Annotated in this window: 22 protein-coding genes; 12 read left to right on the plus strand and 10 right to left on the minus strand. The window is 68.6% G+C overall.

From position 1 onward, the window contains the following. Nucleotides 1–19: 19 nt before the first annotated feature. The 3 genes from IEV93_RS10975 to IEV93_RS10985 all read left to right on the plus strand — a co-directional run bounded on the left by IEV93_RS10975 (nucleotide 20) and on the right by IEV93_RS10985 (nucleotide 2,956). A complete protein-coding gene (locus IEV93_RS10975; protein WP_188490529.1) occupies nucleotides 20–1,033 on the plus strand; it encodes a zinc-binding metallopeptidase family protein in 1,014 nt (337 codons plus the stop codon). 37 nt (nucleotides 1,034–1,070) lie between these two features. Then, entirely contained in the window at nucleotides 1,071–1,781 is a 711-nt protein-coding gene (locus IEV93_RS10980) for an ANTAR domain-containing protein (RefSeq protein WP_188489574.1), read from the plus strand. Nucleotides 1,782–1,897: 116 nt separating this feature from the next. After that, nucleotides 1,898–2,956 carry a 2,3-butanediol dehydrogenase gene (locus IEV93_RS10985; protein WP_188489576.1) on the plus strand — a complete coding sequence of 353 codons (1,059 nt, stop codon included), beginning with the start codon at nucleotides 1,898–1,900 and terminating at the stop codon, nucleotides 2,954–2,956. 48 nt (nucleotides 2,957–3,004) lie between these two features. On the opposite strand, the gene IEV93_RS10990 is transcribed toward IEV93_RS10985, so the two are convergent. Next, nucleotides 3,005–3,499, minus strand: a complete 495-nt coding sequence (locus IEV93_RS10990; protein ID WP_188490530.1) for a winged helix-turn-helix transcriptional regulator — start codon at nucleotides 3,497–3,499, stop codon at nucleotides 3,005–3,007. Nucleotides 3,500–3,592: 93 nt separating this feature from the next. On the opposite strand from IEV93_RS10990, the gene IEV93_RS10995 reads away from it, so the two are divergent. The 5 genes from IEV93_RS10995 to IEV93_RS11015 all read left to right on the plus strand — a co-directional run bounded on the left by IEV93_RS10995 (nucleotide 3,593) and on the right by IEV93_RS11015 (nucleotide 7,664). Continuing rightward, a complete protein-coding gene (locus IEV93_RS10995) occupies nucleotides 3,593–4,294 on the plus strand; it encodes an SDR family oxidoreductase (RefSeq protein ID WP_188489578.1) in 702 nt (233 codons plus the stop codon). Between the two features lie 30 nt (nucleotides 4,295–4,324). Continuing rightward, on the plus strand, nucleotides 4,325–4,750 hold the full coding sequence (locus IEV93_RS11000; RefSeq protein ID WP_188489580.1) for a tautomerase family protein: 426 nt from the start codon (nucleotides 4,325–4,327) through the stop codon (nucleotides 4,748–4,750). Nucleotides 4,751–4,812: 62 nt separating this feature from the next. Beyond that, the gene (locus IEV93_RS11005; RefSeq protein ID WP_188489582.1) at nucleotides 4,813–5,520 is read left to right on the plus strand and encodes a YoaK family protein; all 708 of its coding nucleotides are present in this window, start codon (nucleotides 4,813–4,815) and stop codon (nucleotides 5,518–5,520) included. Nucleotides 5,521–5,568: 48 nt separating this feature from the next. Further along, nucleotides 5,569–6,366 carry an alpha/beta fold hydrolase gene (locus IEV93_RS11010; protein ID WP_188489584.1) on the plus strand — a complete coding sequence of 266 codons (798 nt, stop codon included), beginning with the start codon at nucleotides 5,569–5,571 and terminating at the stop codon, nucleotides 6,364–6,366. Next, nucleotides 6,363–7,664: a carboxylesterase family protein gene (locus IEV93_RS11015; protein WP_188489585.1), complete on the plus strand. Its 1,302-nt coding sequence runs from the start codon at nucleotides 6,363–6,365 to the stop codon at nucleotides 7,662–7,664. The genes IEV93_RS11010 and IEV93_RS11015 overlap by 4 nt, the downstream gene beginning before the upstream one ends. A gap of 12 nt (nucleotides 7,665–7,676) precedes the next feature. Here the strand turns inward: IEV93_RS11015 and IEV93_RS11020 are convergent, their stop codons facing one another. From IEV93_RS11020 to IEV93_RS11045, 6 genes are all read right to left on the minus strand, one after another. Beyond that, complete coding sequence (locus IEV93_RS11020) at nucleotides 7,677–8,474, minus strand: ABC transporter permease (RefSeq protein ID WP_188489587.1); 798 nt, start codon at nucleotides 8,472–8,474, stop codon at nucleotides 7,677–7,679. Then, nucleotides 8,452–9,372 carry a 2-aminoethylphosphonate ABC transporter permease subunit gene (locus tag IEV93_RS11025; protein WP_188489589.1) on the minus strand — a complete coding sequence of 307 codons (921 nt, stop codon included), beginning with the start codon at nucleotides 9,370–9,372 and terminating at the stop codon, nucleotides 8,452–8,454. Before IEV93_RS11025 ends, IEV93_RS11020 begins: the two co-directional genes overlap by 23 nt. Beyond that, nucleotides 9,369–10,556 (minus strand): ABC transporter ATP-binding protein, encoded by a 1,188-nt coding sequence (locus IEV93_RS11030; protein ID WP_188489591.1) that lies wholly within the window; start codon nucleotides 10,554–10,556, stop codon nucleotides 9,369–9,371. Before IEV93_RS11030 ends, IEV93_RS11025 begins: the two co-directional genes overlap by 4 nt. Before the next feature lie 2 nt (nucleotides 10,557–10,558). Then, the gene (locus tag IEV93_RS11035) at nucleotides 10,559–11,614 is read right to left on the minus strand and encodes a 2-aminoethylphosphonate ABC transporter substrate-binding protein (protein WP_188489593.1); all 1,056 of its coding nucleotides are present in this window, start codon (nucleotides 11,612–11,614) and stop codon (nucleotides 10,559–10,561) included. Between the two features lie 43 nt (nucleotides 11,615–11,657). Further along, on the minus strand, nucleotides 11,658–12,305 hold the full coding sequence (locus tag IEV93_RS11040; protein ID WP_229705155.1) for a phosphonatase-like hydrolase: 648 nt from the start codon (nucleotides 12,303–12,305) through the stop codon (nucleotides 11,658–11,660). An 86-nt stretch (nucleotides 12,306–12,391) separates the two neighbouring features. Continuing rightward, nucleotides 12,392–13,519, minus strand: coding sequence for a TIGR03364 family FAD-dependent oxidoreductase (locus tag IEV93_RS11045; protein ID WP_188489597.1), 1,128 nt, complete (start codon nucleotides 13,517–13,519; stop codon nucleotides 12,392–12,394). Between the two features lie 95 nt (nucleotides 13,520–13,614). Between IEV93_RS11045 and IEV93_RS11050 the strand changes: the two genes are divergently transcribed. Continuing rightward, nucleotides 13,615–14,130, plus strand: coding sequence for an HD family phosphohydrolase (locus IEV93_RS11050; RefSeq protein ID WP_188489598.1), 516 nt, complete (start codon nucleotides 13,615–13,617; stop codon nucleotides 14,128–14,130). Continuing rightward, nucleotides 14,127–14,834, plus strand: a complete 708-nt coding sequence (locus IEV93_RS11055; protein ID WP_188489600.1) for a GntR family transcriptional regulator — start codon at nucleotides 14,127–14,129, stop codon at nucleotides 14,832–14,834. Before IEV93_RS11050 ends, IEV93_RS11055 begins: the two co-directional genes overlap by 4 nt. 7 nt (nucleotides 14,835–14,841) lie before the next feature. Here IEV93_RS11055 and IEV93_RS11060 read toward each other — a convergent pair whose 3' ends face one another. From IEV93_RS11060 to IEV93_RS11070, 3 genes are all read right to left on the minus strand, one after another. Then, on the minus strand, nucleotides 14,842–16,431 hold the full coding sequence (locus IEV93_RS11060; protein ID WP_188489602.1) for a 4Fe-4S binding protein: 1,590 nt from the start codon (nucleotides 16,429–16,431) through the stop codon (nucleotides 14,842–14,844). Between the two features lie 66 nt (nucleotides 16,432–16,497). Further along, the gene (locus tag IEV93_RS11065) at nucleotides 16,498–17,415 is read right to left on the minus strand and encodes an AurF N-oxygenase family protein (protein ID WP_188489604.1); all 918 of its coding nucleotides are present in this window, start codon (nucleotides 17,413–17,415) and stop codon (nucleotides 16,498–16,500) included. Nucleotides 17,416–17,581: 166 nt separating this feature from the next. Further along, nucleotides 17,582–18,208, minus strand: coding sequence for a Type 1 glutamine amidotransferase-like domain-containing protein (locus IEV93_RS11070; protein WP_188489606.1), 627 nt, complete (start codon nucleotides 18,206–18,208; stop codon nucleotides 17,582–17,584). A gap of 99 nt (nucleotides 18,209–18,307) precedes the next feature. Between IEV93_RS11070 and IEV93_RS11075 the strand changes: the two genes are divergently transcribed. Both IEV93_RS11075 and IEV93_RS11080 read left to right on the plus strand, forming a co-directional pair. Next, complete coding sequence (locus IEV93_RS11075) at nucleotides 18,308–19,171, plus strand: SDR family NAD(P)-dependent oxidoreductase (protein ID WP_188489608.1); 864 nt, start codon at nucleotides 18,308–18,310, stop codon at nucleotides 19,169–19,171. Between the two features lie 91 nt (nucleotides 19,172–19,262). After that, nucleotides 19,263–19,985 (plus strand): glycoside hydrolase family 25 protein, encoded by a 723-nt coding sequence (locus IEV93_RS11080; protein ID WP_188489610.1) that lies wholly within the window; start codon nucleotides 19,263–19,265, stop codon nucleotides 19,983–19,985. Nucleotides 19,986–19,993: the final 8 nt, after the last annotated feature.

Raw genomic sequence — 19,993 nt, forward strand, 5'->3', positions numbered from 1 at the left:
CGTCAAGGAGTTCCTCACCATGCGTGATTTCGTCTGTCGCACCTGCGGCCAACAGCTTTCCTTCGAGAACACCCTGTGTCTGAAGTGTTCGAGCCATCTCGGTTTCCACCTGCCGACGCGCACGATCTACTCCTTCGATGCGTCCGAGGAGCCCGATATCGAGGGCACCACGCTGACGCGGTGCGCGAACAGCACGGTGGCCTCCTGTAACTGGATGGTCGAGAAGGGCGTCGGCAAGGAGGCCCTGTGCGAATCGTGCCGACTCACCCGCACGCGGCCCTCCGACGGTGACACCGATGCGTTGGAGAAGTTCGCCGAGGCGGAACTGGCCAAACGACGGGTGATCCTCGAGCTGACCGAGCTCGAGCTCCCGATCGTGGGACGCGGCGACGACGAACAGAACGGTCTGGGTTTCGACCTGCTCTCGTCGGAGAACCGCAAGGTCATCACCGGGCACGCGAACGGGTTGATCACGCTCGACCTCGCCGAGGGCGACGACGTGCACCGCGAGCAGCTGCGGGTGTCGATGGACGAGCCGTACCGCACCCTGATCGGGCACTTCCGTCACGAGATCGGCCACTACTTCCAGATGGCGCTGGTCGGGTCGGGCGATCGTCGCCCCCGGTTCGAGGAGCTGTTCGGCAACCCGGACGACGACTACCAGGCCGCGCTGGACCGCCACTACAACGACGGGCCGCCCGACAACTGGCGATCGGACTACGTGTCGTCGTACGCGACGATGCACCCCGCGGAGGACTGGGCCGAGACGTTCGCCCACTACCTCCACATCCGCGACACCCTCGACACCGCGGCCGCGTTCGCGATGGCCCCGGCCGGCGCGACGCTGGACAGCGCGCTGCCCGGTGAGGTGGGATTCGAGCGCATCATCGAACTGTGGTTGCCGCTGTCGTGGTCGCTCAACCAGATCAACCGGTCGATGGGCCACCAGGATCTGTACCCGTTTGTGCTGCCCGCCCGGGTGTTGGAGAAGATGGCGTTTGTCCACTCGTTGGTGGAACCGACGACTGTGTGATCGTGGAGGTGTAGAGGTGTCGACGGAAGGTGCTCCGATGAGCGACGGGTCTCTGGACAGGAACATTCATCGCGGGATAGCCGAGCTCGCCCGGCGTCTGCACTCGGCGAAGGACCGTACGCTCGACGACGTCCTACGAGACGTGGTCGACGGTGCGGTGGCCAACGTCCCCGGTGCCGAGTCGGCGAGCATCTCGGTCACCACCGGTCGCGCCGAGTTGAAGACCGAGGTCGCCACCGACGACATGGCGGTTCGTCACAACCAGATCCAGGTCACCCACGGCGAGGGCCCGTGTCTTGCCGCCGCATGGGATGAGCCGATCGTGCGTGTCGACGACCTCGGCGCCGAGACCCGGTGGCCCGCGTACACCCCCGATGCGCTTGCGTCGATCCCGTTCCGGTCGATCCTGTCCTTCCGGCTCTACACCGCGGCCGAGACGCTGGGATCGTTGACGCTGTACTCGCGAAGTCCTGACAACTTCACCGAGGACATCGAGGAGATCGGCGCGATCTTCGCCGCCCACGCCGCGAACGCGTGGATTGCCAGCGAGCGCAACATCCAGTTCAACAGCGCGTTGGCCAGCCGCGACATCATCGGACAGGCCAAGGGCATGATCATGGAGCGCTTCAGCATCGACGCCGTGCAGGCCTTCGAGCTGCTGCGCCGGTTGTCGCAGGACAGCAACGTCAAGCTGGTCGAGTTGGCCACCCAGCTCGTCGAGACCGACCACCCGTCCGCGTCGGAGTGACCCCGACCGGGCGCTGACGCCCGGTGCAACGCTCTGCAACTCTGTCGGCGGATGTCCGCCCTCGCATACGTTCCGTTCATCGTGGCGACGACGCCCACGACGACAAGGAGCGAACGATGCGTGCTGCCGTCTACTACGGTCCGAACGAACTCGAGATCACCGATGTCGACGAGCCGCAGGTCGGCCCCGGGGAGGTGAAGATCGAGGTCGGGTTCAACGGCATCTGCGGCACCGACCTCCACGAGTACTACGCGGGCCCGATCTTCATCCCCACCGAACCGCACGCGCTGACCGGTCAGCAACTCCCGTTGGTCATGGGTCACGAATTCTCGGGCACCATCACCGAGGTGGGTTCCGGCGTGAGTGGCTGGGCGCCCGGCGACCGGGTGGCCGTCGAACCGCTCTACCGCTGCGACAAGTGTCCTTCGTGTCGCGCGGGCAACTACAACATCTGCGCCGACATCGGTTTCCACGGCCTGATGTCCGACGGCGCCATGGCCAAGTACACCGTTGTGCCGCAACGCATGCTGCACCGACTCCCGGACAACGTCTCACTCGAACTCGGGGCTCTGGTGGAGCCGATGTCGGTGGCGTATCACGCCGCGGCCCTCGGGGACGTCCACCCCGGTGACACCGCTCTGGTCTTCGGAGCCGGGCCCATCGGCATCGGGTTGTGGTTCGCGCTCACGGGCATGGGCCTCGACGACGTCCACGTCGTCGAGCCGTCGGCGACCCGTCGCGCGGCCGTCGAGGCGTTGGGCGCGAAGACCCTGGATCCGACCGCGATCGACGTGCCCGGGTTCGTGGCCGAGGCGACCGCGGGCCGGGGTGCCGACGCGGCGTACGACGCCGCGGGTGTGGAGGCATCGGTGCAGACCGCACTGGGGTGTGTGGGTGCGCGTAAGCCCCTCGTCAGTGTCGCGATCTACGAGAAGCCGCTGACCACACCGCTTCTGAACCTGGTGATGAACGAGTCCCGGATCCAGGGGTCGCTCTGCTACACCTCCGCCGATTACGAGGCGGTCATCGATCTGATGGCACAGGGGCGTTACGACACCACCGGGTGGGTCAGCACGATTGCTCTCGACGACGTCCTCGACGAGGGGTTCGAGGCGCTGCACGCGGGCACGAAGATGAAGGTCCTCATCGATCCGGCTCTGGCTGCGACGCGATGAGCATCCACGGATGAGTCGCGATGGTCCCCGTGACCGGGCGGGCGGTGCTCATGGACGGCGGTCCGGTGTCTCGCCAGGTCGGCGTGTGGCCCGGACAGAGATCTCGTCGGAGTCGAGGTCGCGCGTAGGATCGGCTGTCACGCACACGCGGATCTCGTCGCCGCTAGTGCGATGGACGAACCGCAACGGCGGTCCGTCGTCCTGCAGATGTGCGTCTCCCCACTGCACGAGGGAGAGCACCACCGGCAGGAGGTCCTCGCCGGCCGCGGTGAGGCGGTACTCGTCGCGTGTGCGCGCACCCACTTCCCGGTAGGGCGTGCGGGCGACCACATTCGCCGACTCCAGCTGTCGCAGGGCGCGGGAGACCGCGGGCGCCGAGACGCCGATGCGGTCGACGAAGTCCTCGAAACGCGAGGTGCCGTAAAAGCATTCCCGTACGACGAGGAACACGGTCTTGGTGCTGAGCAGATCGAGCGCCTTGGCGGCCGAACATGCATCGGCACGCCACCGATCGCGGTCGGCCAGACGCGTCTCGAACTCCATGGGCATGGCCCCACTATAACTAACGCTTGCGTTAGTCAGGTGGCGATGCCTACACTCCTGACTAACGACAACATTAGTCAGAGGGAGCTGGTCATGACATCGATCGAGGGCGCAGTGGTTCTGGTGACCGGGGGTCGGCGCGGTCTGGGTGCGGCGCTGGTCGACGAGGTTCTCGCACGCGGTGCGCGCGCGGTCTACTCCACCGCGCGCTCGGCGTTCGACGACCCGCGGCCGGCCGTCACGACCGCGGTGGTCGAGGTGGGTTCGCAGGACTCGATCGATGCCCTGGCCGGGATCGCCGGTGACGTGGACATCGTCATCAACAACGCGGGCGTGTTGCTTCCCGCGCCCCTGCTGACCGGCGAGATGGCCGATGTCGTGAACACGTTCGACGTCAACGCCTTCGGGCCGTTGCGGGTCGTCCGATCGTTCGCCCCGATCCTGGCGGCCAACGGAGGCGGGGCCGTCGTGAACGTGCACTCGGTGCTCTCGTGGCTCGGCGGCAGCGGCGCCTACGGCGCGTCGAAGGCGGCTATGTGGTCGATCACCAATTCCCTGCGGACCGAACTCGCCGGGCAGAACACCCACGTCCTCGGCGTGCACGCCGGCTTCATCGACACCGAGATGGTCTCCGACATCGGGATGCCCAAGACGTCACCCGCCGTCATCGCGGCTCGGATCCTCGACGGGCTCGAGGCGGGCGCACTCGAGGTGTTGGCCGACGACACCACGGTGGCGGTCAAGGCCATGCTCGCCGGGCCCGTCGAGAACCTCACCTTCGCCTCGTCACACTGATCGCCGATCCGACCACCGTAAGGACGCTCGATGCCACTCTGGACGATCCATCACTCCCCGGGCGTCTTCTCCGACGACGACAAGGCCTCGCTCGCCGAGGAGATCACCGACCGGTACGAGAAGGTCGGTCTGCCGAGGTTCTACGTGGTCGTGATCTTCCGCGAGGTGACCGCCGACAACTTCTACGTCGGTGGCGTCTCGGCGCCGCTGAGCGCACGTGTCGAGATCGCCCACATCGCGCGCCATCTGCCCGACGCGGCGAGTCGGCGTCGGACGGCCCGCTGGGTCGGGGACGTCCTGGCCCCCTACCTCGAACGTCATGACGGCCTGCATTGGGAGTTCCACATCGACGAGACCAGCGAGGAGCTCTGGATGATCAACGGGATTGTCCCGCCACCGGCCCGCTCGGACGCGGAGAAGAACTGGGCGCGCACCAACACGCCCGCGCCCTGGTGAGACGCAGATCAACTCGTCTCTGCCGAGCCGACCGGCGTCTGGTCGCATAAAATCCGACAATAATGATCACAAAAGAAGATGCGATCGGCGCTGAAGCCCGACTGTCCTGGATTCTCGCCGCCGTTGCCGGAATGATCGGCGCTGCAGCGTTCCTCGATTCGGAGGGTTACTTCGTCACCTTCATGACCGGTAACACCGAACGTGCGGTGTTGCAGGGATTCGACACAACCCGATCCCGGGGCGTGATCGGCCCGTCCGCGCTCAACGCCGCCATCCTGATCGTGGCGTTCATCTCGGGGGTGGCCATCGCGATGTACATGCGACGTCGGTTCTGGAAGAACCATCCCCACGGGGCGACGGTGCTCACCACCATCGGCTTGTTCACCGCGGGCCTGGTCGACTTCATCCTCAACGGGTTCGACGGCAACGACGTCACCTACGTCCCCATCGTGATCGTCGCGTTCTCGGTCGGGGCACTCAACGCCGCCTTCGTGAAGAACGGCGAGGTGTCCATCCCGTTGAGCTACGTCACCGGCACTCTCGTCAAACTGGGGCAGGGCATCGAACGTCACGCGCGCGGTGGCGGCACGATGTACGACTGGCTCGGTTACACGTTGCTCTACGCGGGTTTCATCGCCGGCGCCGCGTTCGGCGGCATCGTCGGCACCATCATCGACGACGGTTACGTCCTGTTCGGCGCCGGCGCACTGTGCGCCGCGGCCACCGCGATCACCTTCTTCCACACCGACCGCAAGACGATTCTCGGCTGACCATCGCCCGACGCGGGAGCTCGTCGGGCCGTCGCTACAGTTCCGATCATGGGATTGCGATACGACGTGGCGGGTGCGGGTCCGACGCTGGTGTTGGTCCACGGGGTCGTGCATCGACGCCAGGCCTGGGATCCGGTTCTCGACCTGCTCACCCCGTACCGCCGGGTGGTCACCGTCGACCTTCCCGGTCATGGTGAGTCCGACGACCTCGACGTCTTCGGTGCGCAGCGCCTGCTGCAGTTCACCGACCGGCTCGCCGAGTTCATCGGAGGACTCGAGGCATCCGACGGACCGGTGCACGTCGCGGGGAACTCGCTCGGCGGCTACCTCTCGATGTGTCTGGCCGCGCGGGGCGAGGTGGCGTCGGCGACGGCACTGTCGCCGGCGGGGTTCTGGAACGGCCCCGCCGCGCAGGCGCGCAGCCTGACCAAGTTCGCCATCCTGCGGACCGCCGCCTCCGGACTCGGGAAGCGGGCGCCGGCCGCGTTCCGGAGCCGGTTCATCCGCTATCCGTCGCTGGCGCCGTTCTTCGCCCACCCCAGTCGGGTGTCGTACGAGTCCGCGGTCGTCGACCTGAACTCGCTGCTGACCAACACCACTCTGGCCGGTGGTGTCGACGAACCGTTCCCGCTGCCGGCACTGACGTCGCCGGTGGTGCCGGTGACCGTGGCCTGGGGTACCCGCGACCTCATCCTCCCGTACCGCAACCGCCACAACGTGCTCGAGCACTTCCCCCACGCGCGGCTGATCTCGGTGCCCGGCGTCGGTCACGTCCCGATGGGGGACAACCCGGAGTTGATCGCGTCGATCCTGTTGTCCGGCAGCGAGCTTCCCGCAGCCAAATGAGCGACGGGACGAGCGGGCGGAGGACCGTACTCACCGCGGCCGGGCCGATCACCGTGGCGGTCGCCGACGACCTCGTCCGTGCGCGGGGGATCCCGTACGCCTCCGCCGATCGTTTCGGCCTCCCGCAACCGGTGTCGCCGTGGACCGGGCCGCGTCCCGCGGTGGACCGTGGCCCGGCCGCGCCGCAGGACCCGTCGCGCCTGGACACCGTGGCCGGGGCCGTCGGGGCGGACCTCAGCACGTCGGAGGACTGTCAGGTGGTGTCGGTGACCGCCCCGGCCGACGCGCGCGATCTACCGGTCCTGGTGTGGTTTCACGGCGGCGCGTACGTCTCCGGTGCCGGTGAGGCGCCGCAGTACGACGCCGACGATCTGGCGCGTGAGGGGATCGTCGTCGTCAGCGTCACCTACCGGTTGGGGGTCCTCGGGTACCTCACGCCGCCCGGCACCGACCACGACAACCTCGGGTTGCACGACCAGATCGCCGCGTTGCGGTGGGTGCGGGTGTCCGTCGCGGCGTTCGGCGGCGATCCCGACCGGGTCACGATCGCCGGCCACTCCGCGGGCGGCGACGCCGTCGTGTCGATGATGTTGTCGGCCGACGCGGACGGTCTGTACCAGCGCGCCATCGTGCAGAGTGCGCCGCTGGGGATGCGGATCGGTCGGAGCGAGATGGTCGAGGCGTTGCGCGCCCGCCTGGGCCAGTTGCTCGATGACCCGATGACCGCGTCCACCGACGAGATCCTCGCCGCGCAGCGCGAACTCGCCGTCCTCGCGACGTCGTACAAGTCCGTCGGTGCGCTGCCGTTCGGGACGCGGATGGGGATCGCGCCGCTGCCGTCGGAGGAATCGGCCGATGCCCGCCTCGCGGAGGTCGCGCGGCGATGCGAGTTGCTCGTCGGCCACACCGCCTCAGACGCGTCGCCCTACGTCCTGGGTGACCCGCGCGCGATGCGTCTGACGCGGGCCGGCTTCCCCGGGCGGGCGGTGTACCGCCTCGTCGTCCGACGGGTCACCCACGCGGTGTTCGGCCGGTCGGCGCACGGTCTCGCCGCCCGGTGGACCGACGCGGGCGGTGCCGCGGCGCAGTACGTCTTCGGTTGGGCGCCGCGAACCGGACTGCTCGGCGCGTGCCATTCCATCGAGCTGCCGTTCCTGTTCAGCGGTTCCTGGTCGGACGCGTTGATGCTCGGCGGGCAGGACCCCGATCCCCGGCTCGCGGCGCGTATGCGTCGCACCTGGGCGACGTTCGTCCGCGACGGTGTCGCCGGGCTGGGAACTCGGTCGCTGACCTTCTGACCGCCGCTGGGGTCAGCGGATGGCCGCGCGGGTTCGCAATCTGCTCACGGCCGCGAGAACCAGCAGGGTCACCGCCAGCAGGATTGTCGTCAGAGCGGCCGCGGACAACGCCTGACCACGATCGGACAATCCGAAGATGCTGACCGGCAGCGTCTTCCACGTCGGCGGGTACACCATGATGGTGGCCCCCAGCTCGCCCATCGAGAGTGCGATCGCGAGCCCGGCGGCGGCGCCGAGAGCGGGCAGCAACAGCGGGAGTTCGACGCGGAACAGGACCCGGGCCGGGCTCGCGCCCAGGGATTGGGCCGCCTGTCGTAGCGCGGGATCGAGACGCTCGGCCGCCGCCGAGACCGAGCTGAAGGCGAACGCCAGCACCAGGACCATGTGCGCGACGATGACGATCCACTTGGTCCCACCCAGCAGCAGCGGACGCGAGTTGAACGAGATCAGCAGTCCCAGGCCGATCGCCACCGACGGGACGGCGATCGGGATGTGAAACGCGGCGTCGGTCACGCGCCGCAGCCACGGCGGCGCCGATCGGGCGGCCAGCGCAGCCCAGGTCCCGACGACCAGTGCCAGCGCGCCGGCGATGACCGCGGTCTGCAGACTCACCGACAGGCTGGCGAGGTCGTCGCCGGACAACGCGTCACCGAAGCGGGCCACCCCGAGATCGGTCGGCAGCGGACCGTTCCACGACCCGGCGAAGGCCGCGAGGACGACGGTGGCGATGGGCGCGACGAAGACGACCGTCACCACGACCCCGAACAGCGCCCATACCGCGGCGCGACTACGCCTGGTCCAGAACAGCATTGCCGTTGTCCTTCCGTGTCGACGCCCCGCGGCCGGAGGTCATTTGCGCGAACGCCTTTCGATAGAGCAGATACAGGCCGATCGACAGTCCGACCTGAACGGTCGCGATCACCGCGGCCCCCGGGAGGTCGAAGGTGACGATCCCGCGGGTGTAGATCAGGACCGGGAGCGTGGTGACGTCCTTGGCGCCGGTGAACAGCACGATCCCGAACTCGTTGAGCGTCAGCAGCAACACGAGTCCGCCGCCGGCGATCAGTGCCGGCCACGCCTCGGGCATCACGACCGTGCGCAACACCCGCCACGGTGAGGCACCGAGACTCGCTGCGACGTCGAGCTGTTCACGCGGGACCATCGCGAACGCTGCGAGCAGGGGGCGTACGACGAACGGGGTGAAGAAGGTGATCTCGGCGACGATGACACCGAGCTCGGTGGTCAGGAAGTTCACCGGACGGGAACCGATGATCTCGAACAGCGCAGCGTTGACGATGCCTGCGCTGCCGTAGATGAACGTGAAGGCCAGCGTGATGAGGAACGACGGGAGGGCGAGGACGGTGTCGATCAGTCGCCCCACGACGGTCGATCCCGGGAACGGGACGAAGGCCAGGACCACCGCGATGAACGTGCCGAGCACCAGGCATCCGAGGGTCGCACACGCCGCGATCCGCGCGGTGGTGACCAGCGACGTCCGGAACAGCTCGGACGACAAGACCCCCGACCACGAACTCGTCCCACGGCCCGAGGTGGAGTTCAGCAGTACCCGCACCAGTGGATACACCGCGACCACGGCCACGATCACCAGCGGTCCGATCGTCCACCACACGGCCGCAGTACGCCGAACGGGTGGGTTGGGCTCCGGGGTCGGCGCCTCGGATAGGCGTTCGACGAGACCGGCGGTCATGACACGTCGTTCGTCGACACGAGCACTCCGGCGCCGGGCGGGAACGTCACCCAGACGATCGAGTCGACCCCGTGGTCGGTCCGGCCCGGAAGATCGGCGTCGAGCAACACGTCCGGGAGACCGTCGACGGCCAGGGTGACCCGCGTCGTCGATCCCTGCCACACCGTCGCCGTGACCCGCGCGCAGATCGCGCCGCGACCCGAGGTCGTGGCGACGGATATCTCGTGGGGTCGGATGCAGACCATCGCAGGAGTGCCCGGGGACCAGCCCGGCGCCCCGACACGCGTGGCCGGCGCGGTGACATCGAGCATCCGATCACCGACCGCGACCAGCGCGGTCGTCCCCGACACCCGCCCGACCGTGCACGGGAGGAGATTCGCACCGCCGAGGAAGGCGGCGGTGAACGCCGACGGCGGTCGGGTCCAGAGCGTGTCGGCGGTGTCGACGTCGACCAGGCGCGCATCGCGCATCACCGCGACCCGGTCGGCCAGGGCGAGCGCCTCGGTCTGATCGTGGGTGACGTAGAGCATCGCGGTGTCGGGGAGGGCGGCCCGCAGCTCCTGCAGTTCGGTCAGCATCGACTGTCGCAGGGCGGCGTCGAGTGCGGCCAGGGGCTCGTCGAGCAGCAGCACGCCGGGTCGGATGGCGAGCGCGCGGGCGATGGCGACGCGCTGCTGCTGTCCGCCGGAGAGCTCCCGCGGCAGCCGGTCGGCGAACCCCGACATGCTGACCATCTCGAGTGCTTCACGCACACGGTCGGAGATCTCGCTGCGGGCAACCCGATTCGCCCGCAGGCCGAACGCCACGTTGTCCCGGACGCGCAGATGCGGGAACAGGGCGTAGGACTGGACGACCACGCCGATCCCGCGCTTGGCGGGCGGGAGGTCGGTGACGTCCCGGTCGCCGAGACGCACGCGTCCCGACGACGGGCGGACGAAGCCGGCGAGTGCCTTCAGGGCGGTCGACTTGCCCGAGCCGCTCGGTCCGAGCAGGGCCACGGTCTCACCGGGCGCCACCCGAAGGCTGAAGTCCGACAGCGCGTCCTGCGCGCCGCGGCCACGGCCGTAGGTGACGGTGACCCGGTCGAAGGTGATGGCCGGGCCGGCCGGAGCCGTCGGCGTCGGTGTCGACCGTGTCCCGCCACGCAGACGGCGCCGCGTGGACGAAGTGTTGAGGTCCGACATGATCAACTCCCCGTGGCCTTCTGGTACGCGGCGACGCCTCCGTCGAGGCCGGAGAGCACCGAGTTCCAGTCCGGCCGCCACACCGTGACGCCGGAGATGGCCTGGGCCGGTGAGTTCGCCGCGGTGTCGGCGGGGATGTCGGTGCGCACCGACACCCCGAGGGCGTCGGGCCCGACGGTCTTCTGCACGTCGGAGGACAGCAGGAACTCGAGCAGCTTCTTCGCGTTCTCCGAGTGCGGCGCACCCGAGGTGACACCGGCGACGTACGGCAATGACACCGTGGTTCTGGTGCCGTTCGACTCGGCCGGGAAGAACAGTTCGAATGCGGACTTGTCGTCGCGGATGGACGTGAGGTTCATCTGCACGTCGCCGTTGGCCACCATGATCTCGCCGTTGCTCACCTTCGGCTGCAGCTTGCCCGTGGAGCTCGACGGGCCGACGTTGTTGGCCTGCAGGCGCTTGAGGTAGTCCAGGCCACCCTGTTCGCCGCGCAGATGCTGCAGCAGGAGCAGAACCGCGGTCCCGTCACCGGCCTGTCCGGGGGTCGAGTACTGGATCTTGTCGGCGAAGCGGGGGTCGAGTAGATCGTCGAAGGTGGTGGGCGCCGGTGTCGCCCGGGGGCTGCGGATGAACGACAGGTAGTTGTCGACGATGGAGACGTACTTGCCCGCGGAGTCCTTGTTGTCGGCGGCGACGGCCGAGGTGTCCACCCCCGATTCCGCGAGCAGCCCGGCGTCGTCGGCCTTCTGGATGAACGGCGGCAGCGTCACCATGAGGTCGGCCTGCGGGTTGGACTGCTCCTTCTGGACACGGGATACGACCTCGCCGGAGCCGGCCTCCACATAGTTCACCGAGATCTTGGTCTGCTCGGTGAATTTCGCGAATTCGGCCTTGTACCAGTCACCGAGGCCGTCGGCGCTGTAGACCGTGACGGTGTCGGAGCCCGACGTGGAGGTGCCGGTTCCACCGCAGGCGGTGGCGGTGACCAGCACGGCGGCGGTCGAGGTCAGTGCGATGGCGATGTGGCGAAGTCGGTTTCGACGAGATCGGACAGACATGGGGATCCTTTGGGAGTGGAGTGGAGTGGAGTGGCGGGTGGTGTCAGGAGAGGACGAGCTGGCCGAAATCGGAGATGGAGTCGACGACGTGCGTCGCGCCGGCACCCTCGAGCTGTGTTCTGTCGTGGGCGCCGGTGAGGGTGCCCGCGACGATGCGCGCCCCGGCGCGCAGGCCGCTGAGGACGTCGCTGGAGGTGTCACCGAGCACGGCGACGGTGCGGACGTCGTCGATCCCGAGGTCGAGGACCGCGCGCAGGACGAGGTCGGGGTACGGGCGTCCGCGGCCTGCCTCCTCGGGTGACAGCGTGAGGTCGGCGACGTCGGACCATCCGAGGACGTCGAGGAGTCGGTGCTGGGTGGCGCGGCTGAAACCCGTTGTGAGGGCGACCTTGATCCCGGAGCCGCGCAACTGTGCGATGGTCTCCGCTGCGCCGGCGATGGGACGGATGTCACCGGTGCCGATCAGGTCGTCGTAAGCGGCCTCGAAGGCCCGGTTGCCGGCCTGTGCACGGTCCTCGTCGTCGCCGGTCAGCGCGCGGAAGACGGTGATCTTGGACTGGCCCATGGTGTCGATCACGTACTGCCGGGCGTGCTCTCGTTCGGGTCCGTCGTCGGGGATCCCGGCGGCGGTGGCGGCGACGTCGAAGGCCTGCAGGACGAGCCCACCGTCGGAGACGGTGGTACCGGCCATGTCGAGGACTGCGAGCGCGATGGGAGCGGGCGTGGTGGTGGACAAGTGTGTCCCTTTCGCGAGGTGGTGTGCGGGGGTCGGAGGTGTCAGAGGTGCATCGCGTCGGCGGTGTCCTCGCCGATGGCCGGACCGAGCGTCATGCCGCGTCCGCCGGGGCCGGTGACGACCCAGACGCCGGGTGACACCTCACGGCGGCAGACGATCTCGTCCGGATCGGTGCACTGCGAGTACACGCCGGCCCAGCGTCGGACGATCGGGGGCAGATCCCGGCCGAGCAGCTCCTCGACGACGCCGCGGAGGTGGTCGTACGGGGCCTCGGCCACGTCGAAGTCGAACGGTTCGTCGTAGTGGTGGGTGTCGCCGATGGTGAGGCCGCCGTGGCTGCGCTGGACGCACAGCAGCTGCATCCTGTGCTCGGCGGCGACCTCGGCCTGTGGCTGCCGTGTGGCGAGGTCGTCGAGGGTCTCGCCGGCGAACGCCGGGTAGTAGCGGAAGCTGTCGCCGTCGGCGATCGCGGTGGTCATTGGCTCGTCGAGCGGCGCGGTCTGCATCATCTGCAGGCGCACCCGACGCACGGGTAGCTCACCGGCGAGTTCGCGCACGAGACCGCCGTGGGCAGCTCCGGCGCACAGGACGACGTTGTCGCCGTGGTGGATTCGACCCGAGTCGTCGCGCACGGTGACCCCGGCCGACGACGAGGTCACCTCGCGCGCCTCGCATCCCGAACGGAACTCGTAGCGACCGGTGTTGCCGAGCGCCTGCCGGATGGCGGGTAGCGCCACCCGTGACTCGACGGCGCCGTCGCGGGTGCAGTGCAGGCCGGCGAGGTACTTACCGCGCAACGCGGGGTTGACGGCGAGCACCTCGTCCGGATCGAGGAGACGGAAACCGCGGTCGGCTGCGTCGGTGCGCGCGGCCACGTCCTCGGCCACGGCCACCTCTTCTGCGCTGCGCAGCAACGTGATCGAGCCCGCGGGGCGGAAGCCCACGCCGGGAACCGAACGGCCGATCTCTTCCCACAGATCGCGGGATCGGTTGGCGGTCGCCAGTTCCCCCGCGCTGCGGCCGGACACCCAGACGAGGCCGAAGTTGCGCACGGTGGCGCCGCGCGCTTCCGCCTCACGCTCCAGGTGGACGACGTGGTGGCCGCGGAGGACGGCCGAGCGTGCGTGGGAGGTGCCGAGGATGCCTCCGCCGATGACGATGATTCTCATGAGGCCAGCGTGCACGATTGGTCTAGACCAATCAATGACGAGCGGGACAACGCTGGGTTAACAATTGGTATAGACCAATACGCTAGGCTCAGGGAATGGACGTCATCGACGAGACGGCGGAGGTGCTGGCCTCGCTGCGTGGGGTGTGGGACGAGGTCGAGGTGGACGAACTCGACCACGCGCTGCAGGCGGGTGCCCGGGCGGTCGCCGACGGCGCCGACGACGAACTCGTGCTCGCGAGTGTGCTGCACGACGTCGGGCACAGCCCGCTGGTGGCCGTCGATGCGTCGGTGGGTCACGAGGCGGCGGCGCAGCAGTGGCTCACCACGCACTTCGGTGCCCGCGTCGGGTGGCTGGCCGGATCGCACGTCGAGGCCAAGCAGTACCTCGCCGCCACCGACCCCGACTATGCCGCGACGTTGTCGCCGACCTCGATCCGGTCGTTGGCGTATCAGGGCGGCGCGATCGCCGGGTCATCCCGCGTCGATCACGCCTGGTGGCCGGATGCACTGCGGCTGCGCCGCTACGACGACGCCGCCAAAGTGCCCGGGGCGCAGGCGCTGTCGATCGACCAGGTGCTGGAGTTCGCGCGGCGGGTGGCGTCTCGGTGACCGCGGCACCCAGGGTCCCCAAGTACTACGCCGTGCGCACCGAACTGGAACGGATCGTCGAGACGCTGCACGTGGGGGACTCGGTACCCGCCGAGCGCGACCTGGCGGAGCGCTTCGGGGTGTCGCGCGAGACGGTCCGTCAGGCGTTTCACGAGTTGCTGGTCGAGGGTCGTATCGAGCGACGGGGACGCGGCACCGTGGTCTCGGCGCCCAAGCTCGTCCAACCGCTGTCGCTGCTGTCGTACACCGAGGGCGCCATCAGCCACGGTCGGGTGCCAGGGCGTCTGCTGGTGACGTGGGAGGACATCACCGGTGACGACGAGCTGTGCGAGGAGCTGCACATCGAGTCCGGGTCGACCGTGATGCATCTCGAGCGGGTCCTGCTGGCCGACGGCGCACGCCTGGGGTTGGAGAGCACCTACCTGCCCTGGAATCGCTTCGGTTCTTTCACCGACACCTTCGATCCCACCACCTCGCTGTACGCAGCCATCCGCGAGGTCGGTGTGCACTTCGGCAGCGCGAACGAGCGCATCGAGACCGTTCTGGCGTCACCCCGCGAGGCGACGTTGCTCGAGACCACCACCGCGATGCCGATGCTGCTGATGCACCGACGCAGCCTCGACGTCGACGGACGTCCGATCGAGAAGGTCAGGTCGCTCTACCGCGGCGACCGGGTGGCCTTCGAGGCCGTCCTGCGGGACTAGCCCTGCGTCAGCGGTCGCGCTTGCGGGGGAAGATCGGCAACGATCGGCGCGCCTTGGCGCCGGCCAACATCTCCGCGCGCTCGGTGAGCTTCACCCGCGGTCGACCCGAGCTCTCGCCACGCTCACGCTCGATCCGGTCGATGGCGCGGATCCCGCGGTGGCGCACCGGCTTCAGGTTCTTGCGCCGGAGGAGCTTGGCGAACCCGCCTTCCGGACGCGTGCTGACGTCGAGCGCGCCGGACGCGGCGTCGTCGATGAACGCCTGGACGGTCTCCTCGGCGCAGGCGCGGTTGGCGCCGATACCACCCGAGGGACCCCGTCGAGCCCATCCGACGACGTAGGCGCCGGGGACCGGTGCGGTCCCGTCGACGATCCGTCCGTCGGCGTTGGGGATCCGACCCGCGTCGGCGTCGAACGGCAGCCCGGCGACGGGTCGGGTCCGGTAGCCGATGGAGGAGACGACGTTGTCGGCCGGGATGAGGTGCTCGGTCTCACCCGTGCGCACCCGGACCCCGGCGACCTGGCCGTTGCCGACGACCTCGAGCGGAGAGGTGTTGTACAGGAACACGATCCGCTTACGACTCGGGTCCACCGGGGTGGAGAAGTCGATCGACGCCGGATCGGAACCGTCGAGGGCTACGATCTCGATACCCGGGGTGTTGGCGAGCGCGGCGTACTCCGCCGGCGTGTACGCGGCCGAATCAGGCCCGCGCCGCCCCAGAAGGACGACCTCGCCGACGCGGTTGTCGCGCAGGAACGGCAGCGACCGGTCGGCGATGTCGGTGCGGCCGAGATCGTCGACGTCGGTGTGCAGCAGTCGGACGATGTCGAGGGCCACGTTGCCGGTGCCCACCAACACCGTGCGCCCGACACGGGCGGACTGCAACGGGTTCGAGACGTCGGGCAGGCCGTTGTACCAGGCGACGACCTCGGTGGCGGAGGTGCTGCCCGGGAGATCCTCGCCGGGGATGCCCAGACGCTTGGGCTCCGACGCGCCGATGGCGTAGATGACGCCGTGGAAGTGCTGCGCGAGCTCGGTGGGCGAGAAGTCCTTGCCCACTTCGAGATTCCCCAGCAGCGTGACCCGTGGATCGCGCAGGTGCAGGTCGAAACCGTGGGTGATGTTCTTGGTCGCCGGGTGGTCCGGGGCCACACCGGACCGCACGAGCCCGCCGGGCGTGGGGAGCTTGTCGATGACGGTGATCTGGGCGTCGGTGCGCATCAGCAGGGTGCGGATCGCGTAGCCGGCCGACGGGCCGGTGCCGATGACCGCGACCTGCAGGTCGTCGGGGAGGCGCTGCAGGGCGATGTACTCGGTCGGGGAGAACGCCTGCGAGGTCTCGCGGTCGCGGTAGTAGGCGGCGTTGACCTCCGCGAAGTGCGCGTCACGCGGTCCGAGCCGGTCGACGGGGAAGATCGCGTCGACCGGGCAGGCGTCCGAACAGGCGCCGCAGTCGATGCAGGTGTCGGGATCGATGTGCAGGATGTCCGCTGAACCGAACCCGGGTTCGCCGGGTGCGGGGTGGATGCAGTTGACCGGGCAGACCGAGACGCACCCCGCGTCGCTGCAACACGATTGTGTGATGGCGAACGCCATTGCGGTTACCCCACTTCTTTGTCGGGACGATTCGATCTCGGACGCCCGCGGAGGGGCGTTCGACGTCTACAGGATGCGTGCCCTGCGGTACCAGAACGATGCGGGCCGGGTCAGCAGGCCGACACTGTCGAGGAACTCCATCAGGTGCACGCAGCTGGTGCGCATCATCGAGTGGAAGTGGCTGTTGCGCTTCCGCGTCGCGACGGCGCGGTCCCGGTCGAGTCCGGCGTCGGAGTACGCCTTCGGGTCGTGCAGGCTGGTCACGATGGCGAACGAGGCGATCGCGATGATCAGTGCGCTGAACTGGCGACGGAACCAGCCGACGCCGACCATCGACTCGCGGACCTCTTCGCGCGCGAACTTCATGTGGCGCGATTCCTCGAGCACGTGGATCTCGTTGACGGTCCGCACGAACGGCAACACGCGGTCGTCGTTCATGCAGCCACGCTGGAAGACGTCGAGGACCTCCTCGGCGACGAGGATCGCGGCGTAGGCGACCTCGTTGCGGGCCAGCGCCATGAACGCCTTGCCCAACCAGCCGACGAAACGCGACGGGCGGTAGGACGCGCCGACCATCTTCTCCGACGCCTTGGCGAACATCAGCGAGTGACGGCACTCGTCGGCGATCTCGATCAGTGACCACTGGAACTCGGGCGAGTGGTACTCGCCGAGGTACTGGTCACGGATGACCATCTCCTGCAGGATCATCTCGAACCAGATCCCGTTGGTCATGACCGACGCGAACTCGTACCGGGTGAGCGCGATCTGCTGTTCCTCGGTCAGTTCGTCCCACATCTCGGTGCCGTACAGCGAGCACCACTCGGGGCTACAGCCGTACTTGGAGGGGTCCATCGGTTCGGACCAGTCGATCTCGGTCATCGCGTTGCGCGAGAGCCGCGCTGCCGATGCGATCAGTCGATCCGACACCTCGCCGGGCCCCTGATCGAGTCGGGTCGCCTGCACACTGTCTGCGGTCACCGTCATCGCACACCTCCGTAATCTGACAACACTCGTTGTAGTCAACGTTCATTGTCACGGTACGGGTCGGGTGCACGGTTGTAAACCGTCAATCGGGTTCCGGGTCGCCGTCCGTGGACGCTCTGACCTGCGGTACACGCGTGTATCGCCCGAGACCGGCCGTGGGGCGTCCTCAGTGGCGTCGCGGAGTGGGAAGCAGTCGACCCGCCACGGTCGCGAGCGCGTCGCCGTCGCGCAGAGCGTGATGGGCGATGCCGGCGGCGGTGAGCCGCTCGTGCAGCGCGGTGCACAGCCTGCCCTCCTCGAACGCGGTCGTCCCCACGTGCGGGATCAGCGGCCGATCCAGGATCCCCAGCCCGGTCATCAGCGGATCCGTTCCGGCCGCCCGGGGGTCGTCGATCTCGGAGATCAGGGTCAGATCCGCGCACAGGATCGCGGCCCCCGCGCTGTATCCGGCGTAGGCGAGCGACGAGTCGAGGATGCGACGGATGATGACGTCATCGGCCCCTGACCTGGCCATCGCCGCGCGCAGGACGAAGGTGTTGCCGCCCCGCACCCACAGGGCGTCGACCGTGCGCAGTCGCTCGACGTCGGTGTCGGAACGCAGGTCGAGTCGCTCCGGGAGCAGGCCCAGGTGCTCGAGTTCGTCGCGTTCGACCTCCCAGGCCATCTGCGTCTCGTCGTCGGGCCGGTCGTCGACCGCGTTGAGCACGACGCCCACCGACGCGCCGGAGCCGAGCACCTCGACGAGTCGGTCGGGGTGATCGCCCACGCCCATGGAGGAGAGGTAGAGCCGCATGCACGCGAGCCTAGGCCGGGCCGGGTCGATGCCGTGGGGTAGAACACAGTGCAGTGCCGCGAGTGGCGGATCTCGCGACCGACGACGGGGAGAGTGCAGATGAGCGGTGTCGAGGATCGGGTGGTCGTGGTGACCGGTGCCGGCGGCGGGCTGGGTCGGGAGTACGCGAAGCTGCTCGCCGCGGAGGGCGCGCTGGTGGTCGTCAACGATCTCGGTGGCGCGCGGGACGGTTCCGGGTCGGGGTCGACCATGGCCGACGCGGTGGTCGAGGAGATCATCGCCGCCGGCGGTCGGGCCGTGCCCAACTACGACTCCGTCGCCACCGCCGAGGGGGCGGAATCGCTCATCCGCACCGCGCTCGACACCTACGGCGCGATCCACGGCGTGGTCAACAACGCCGGCATCCTGCGGGACAGCTCGTTCCACAAGATGACCGCCGAGGCGTTCGACGCCGTGCTCAAGGTGCATCTGTACGGCGGCTACAACGTGACCCGTGCGGCGTGGCCGCACTTCCGCGAGCAGCACTTCGGCCGCGTCGTGGTGGCGACATCGACCAGCGGTCTCTACGGCAACTTCGGGCAGGCCAACTACGGCGCCGCGAAGATGGGACTGGTCGGTCTGATCAACACCCTCGCCGTCGAGGGCGCGAAGTACTCGATCACGGCCAACGCCGTCGCGCCGCTGGCGGCGACCCGCATGACCGAGGACATCGCGCCCGCGGAGATGCTCGAGAAGATCTCGCCCGCGTTCGTCGCCCCGGTCATCGTCGCGCTGATGAGCGAGGAGTGCACCGACACCGGCTCGATCTTCGAGGTCGGGGGTGGCCAGGTGCAGCGAGCGCAGCTGTTCCGCAGCACGGGTGCGAAGTTCGACGCGCCCCCGTCGGTCGACGAACTGCGGGCGCAGTGGGACCGCATCACCGACATGGGCGACTCGGCGCCGGGCGGTAACCCGCTGGGCTGACGCCCTTCCCGCGGGTGACATTCACACCAACCTCCTGCGAATATCGCGCCACAGCTGTACCTGGACCCACTCGAGCACCTACCGTCACACCATGACTTCGACTTCTTGTCAACGATGGCGGCGCGTCACGGCCGCCGTCATGGCGGCATCGGCGCTGGTGATGGGCTCAGGAGCCGTCGCAAACGCGGAATCCGGTCCGGACGTGTCGTCGCATCAACACGACGGAGGTCAGCTGATCAACTGGTTCGCCGTCAAGGCGTCCGGTCAGAACTTCGCGATGGTGAAGGCCACCGAGGGGTTGTCGTACGTGAACCCGTACTTCGTCCCCGACTCGATCGGGATGCGCCTGGCGGGGGTGGCCCGCGGCTCGTACCACTACGCCGACCCCAGCCTGCCCGCCGCACCGCAGGCGGCGTTGTTCGCGACGATCACCCTCGGGATCAACGGCTATGGCGACATGCCGCCCGTGCTCGACCTCGAGCAGTCGGGCGGCCTGTCGCCCGCGGCGTTGATCGGGTGGACCCATCAGTACCTCGACACCGTCCGCGCCCTGACCGGGCGTACGCCGATCATCTACACCTATCCGAACTTCTGGCGGACCAGGATGGCCGACACCACCCAGTTCAGGGGCTACCCGCTGTGGATCGCCGACTACAACGGCAGGGCGCAGCCCGGACCGCTCCCGGGCGGATGGAGTCGGTGGACCTTCTGGCAGTACACCGACAAAGCGCGCATCCCGGGGATCTCCGGACCCGTCGACAAGAACAGCTACAGCGGCGCGCAGGGACCACTTCGCGCCTACTCGCGTAGCTAGGCCGGTAG

The sequence above is a fragment of the Williamsia phyllosphaerae genome, from assembly GCF_014635305.1.
Lineage (GTDB): Bacteria > Actinomycetota > Actinomycetes > Mycobacteriales > Mycobacteriaceae > Williamsia_A > Williamsia_A phyllosphaerae.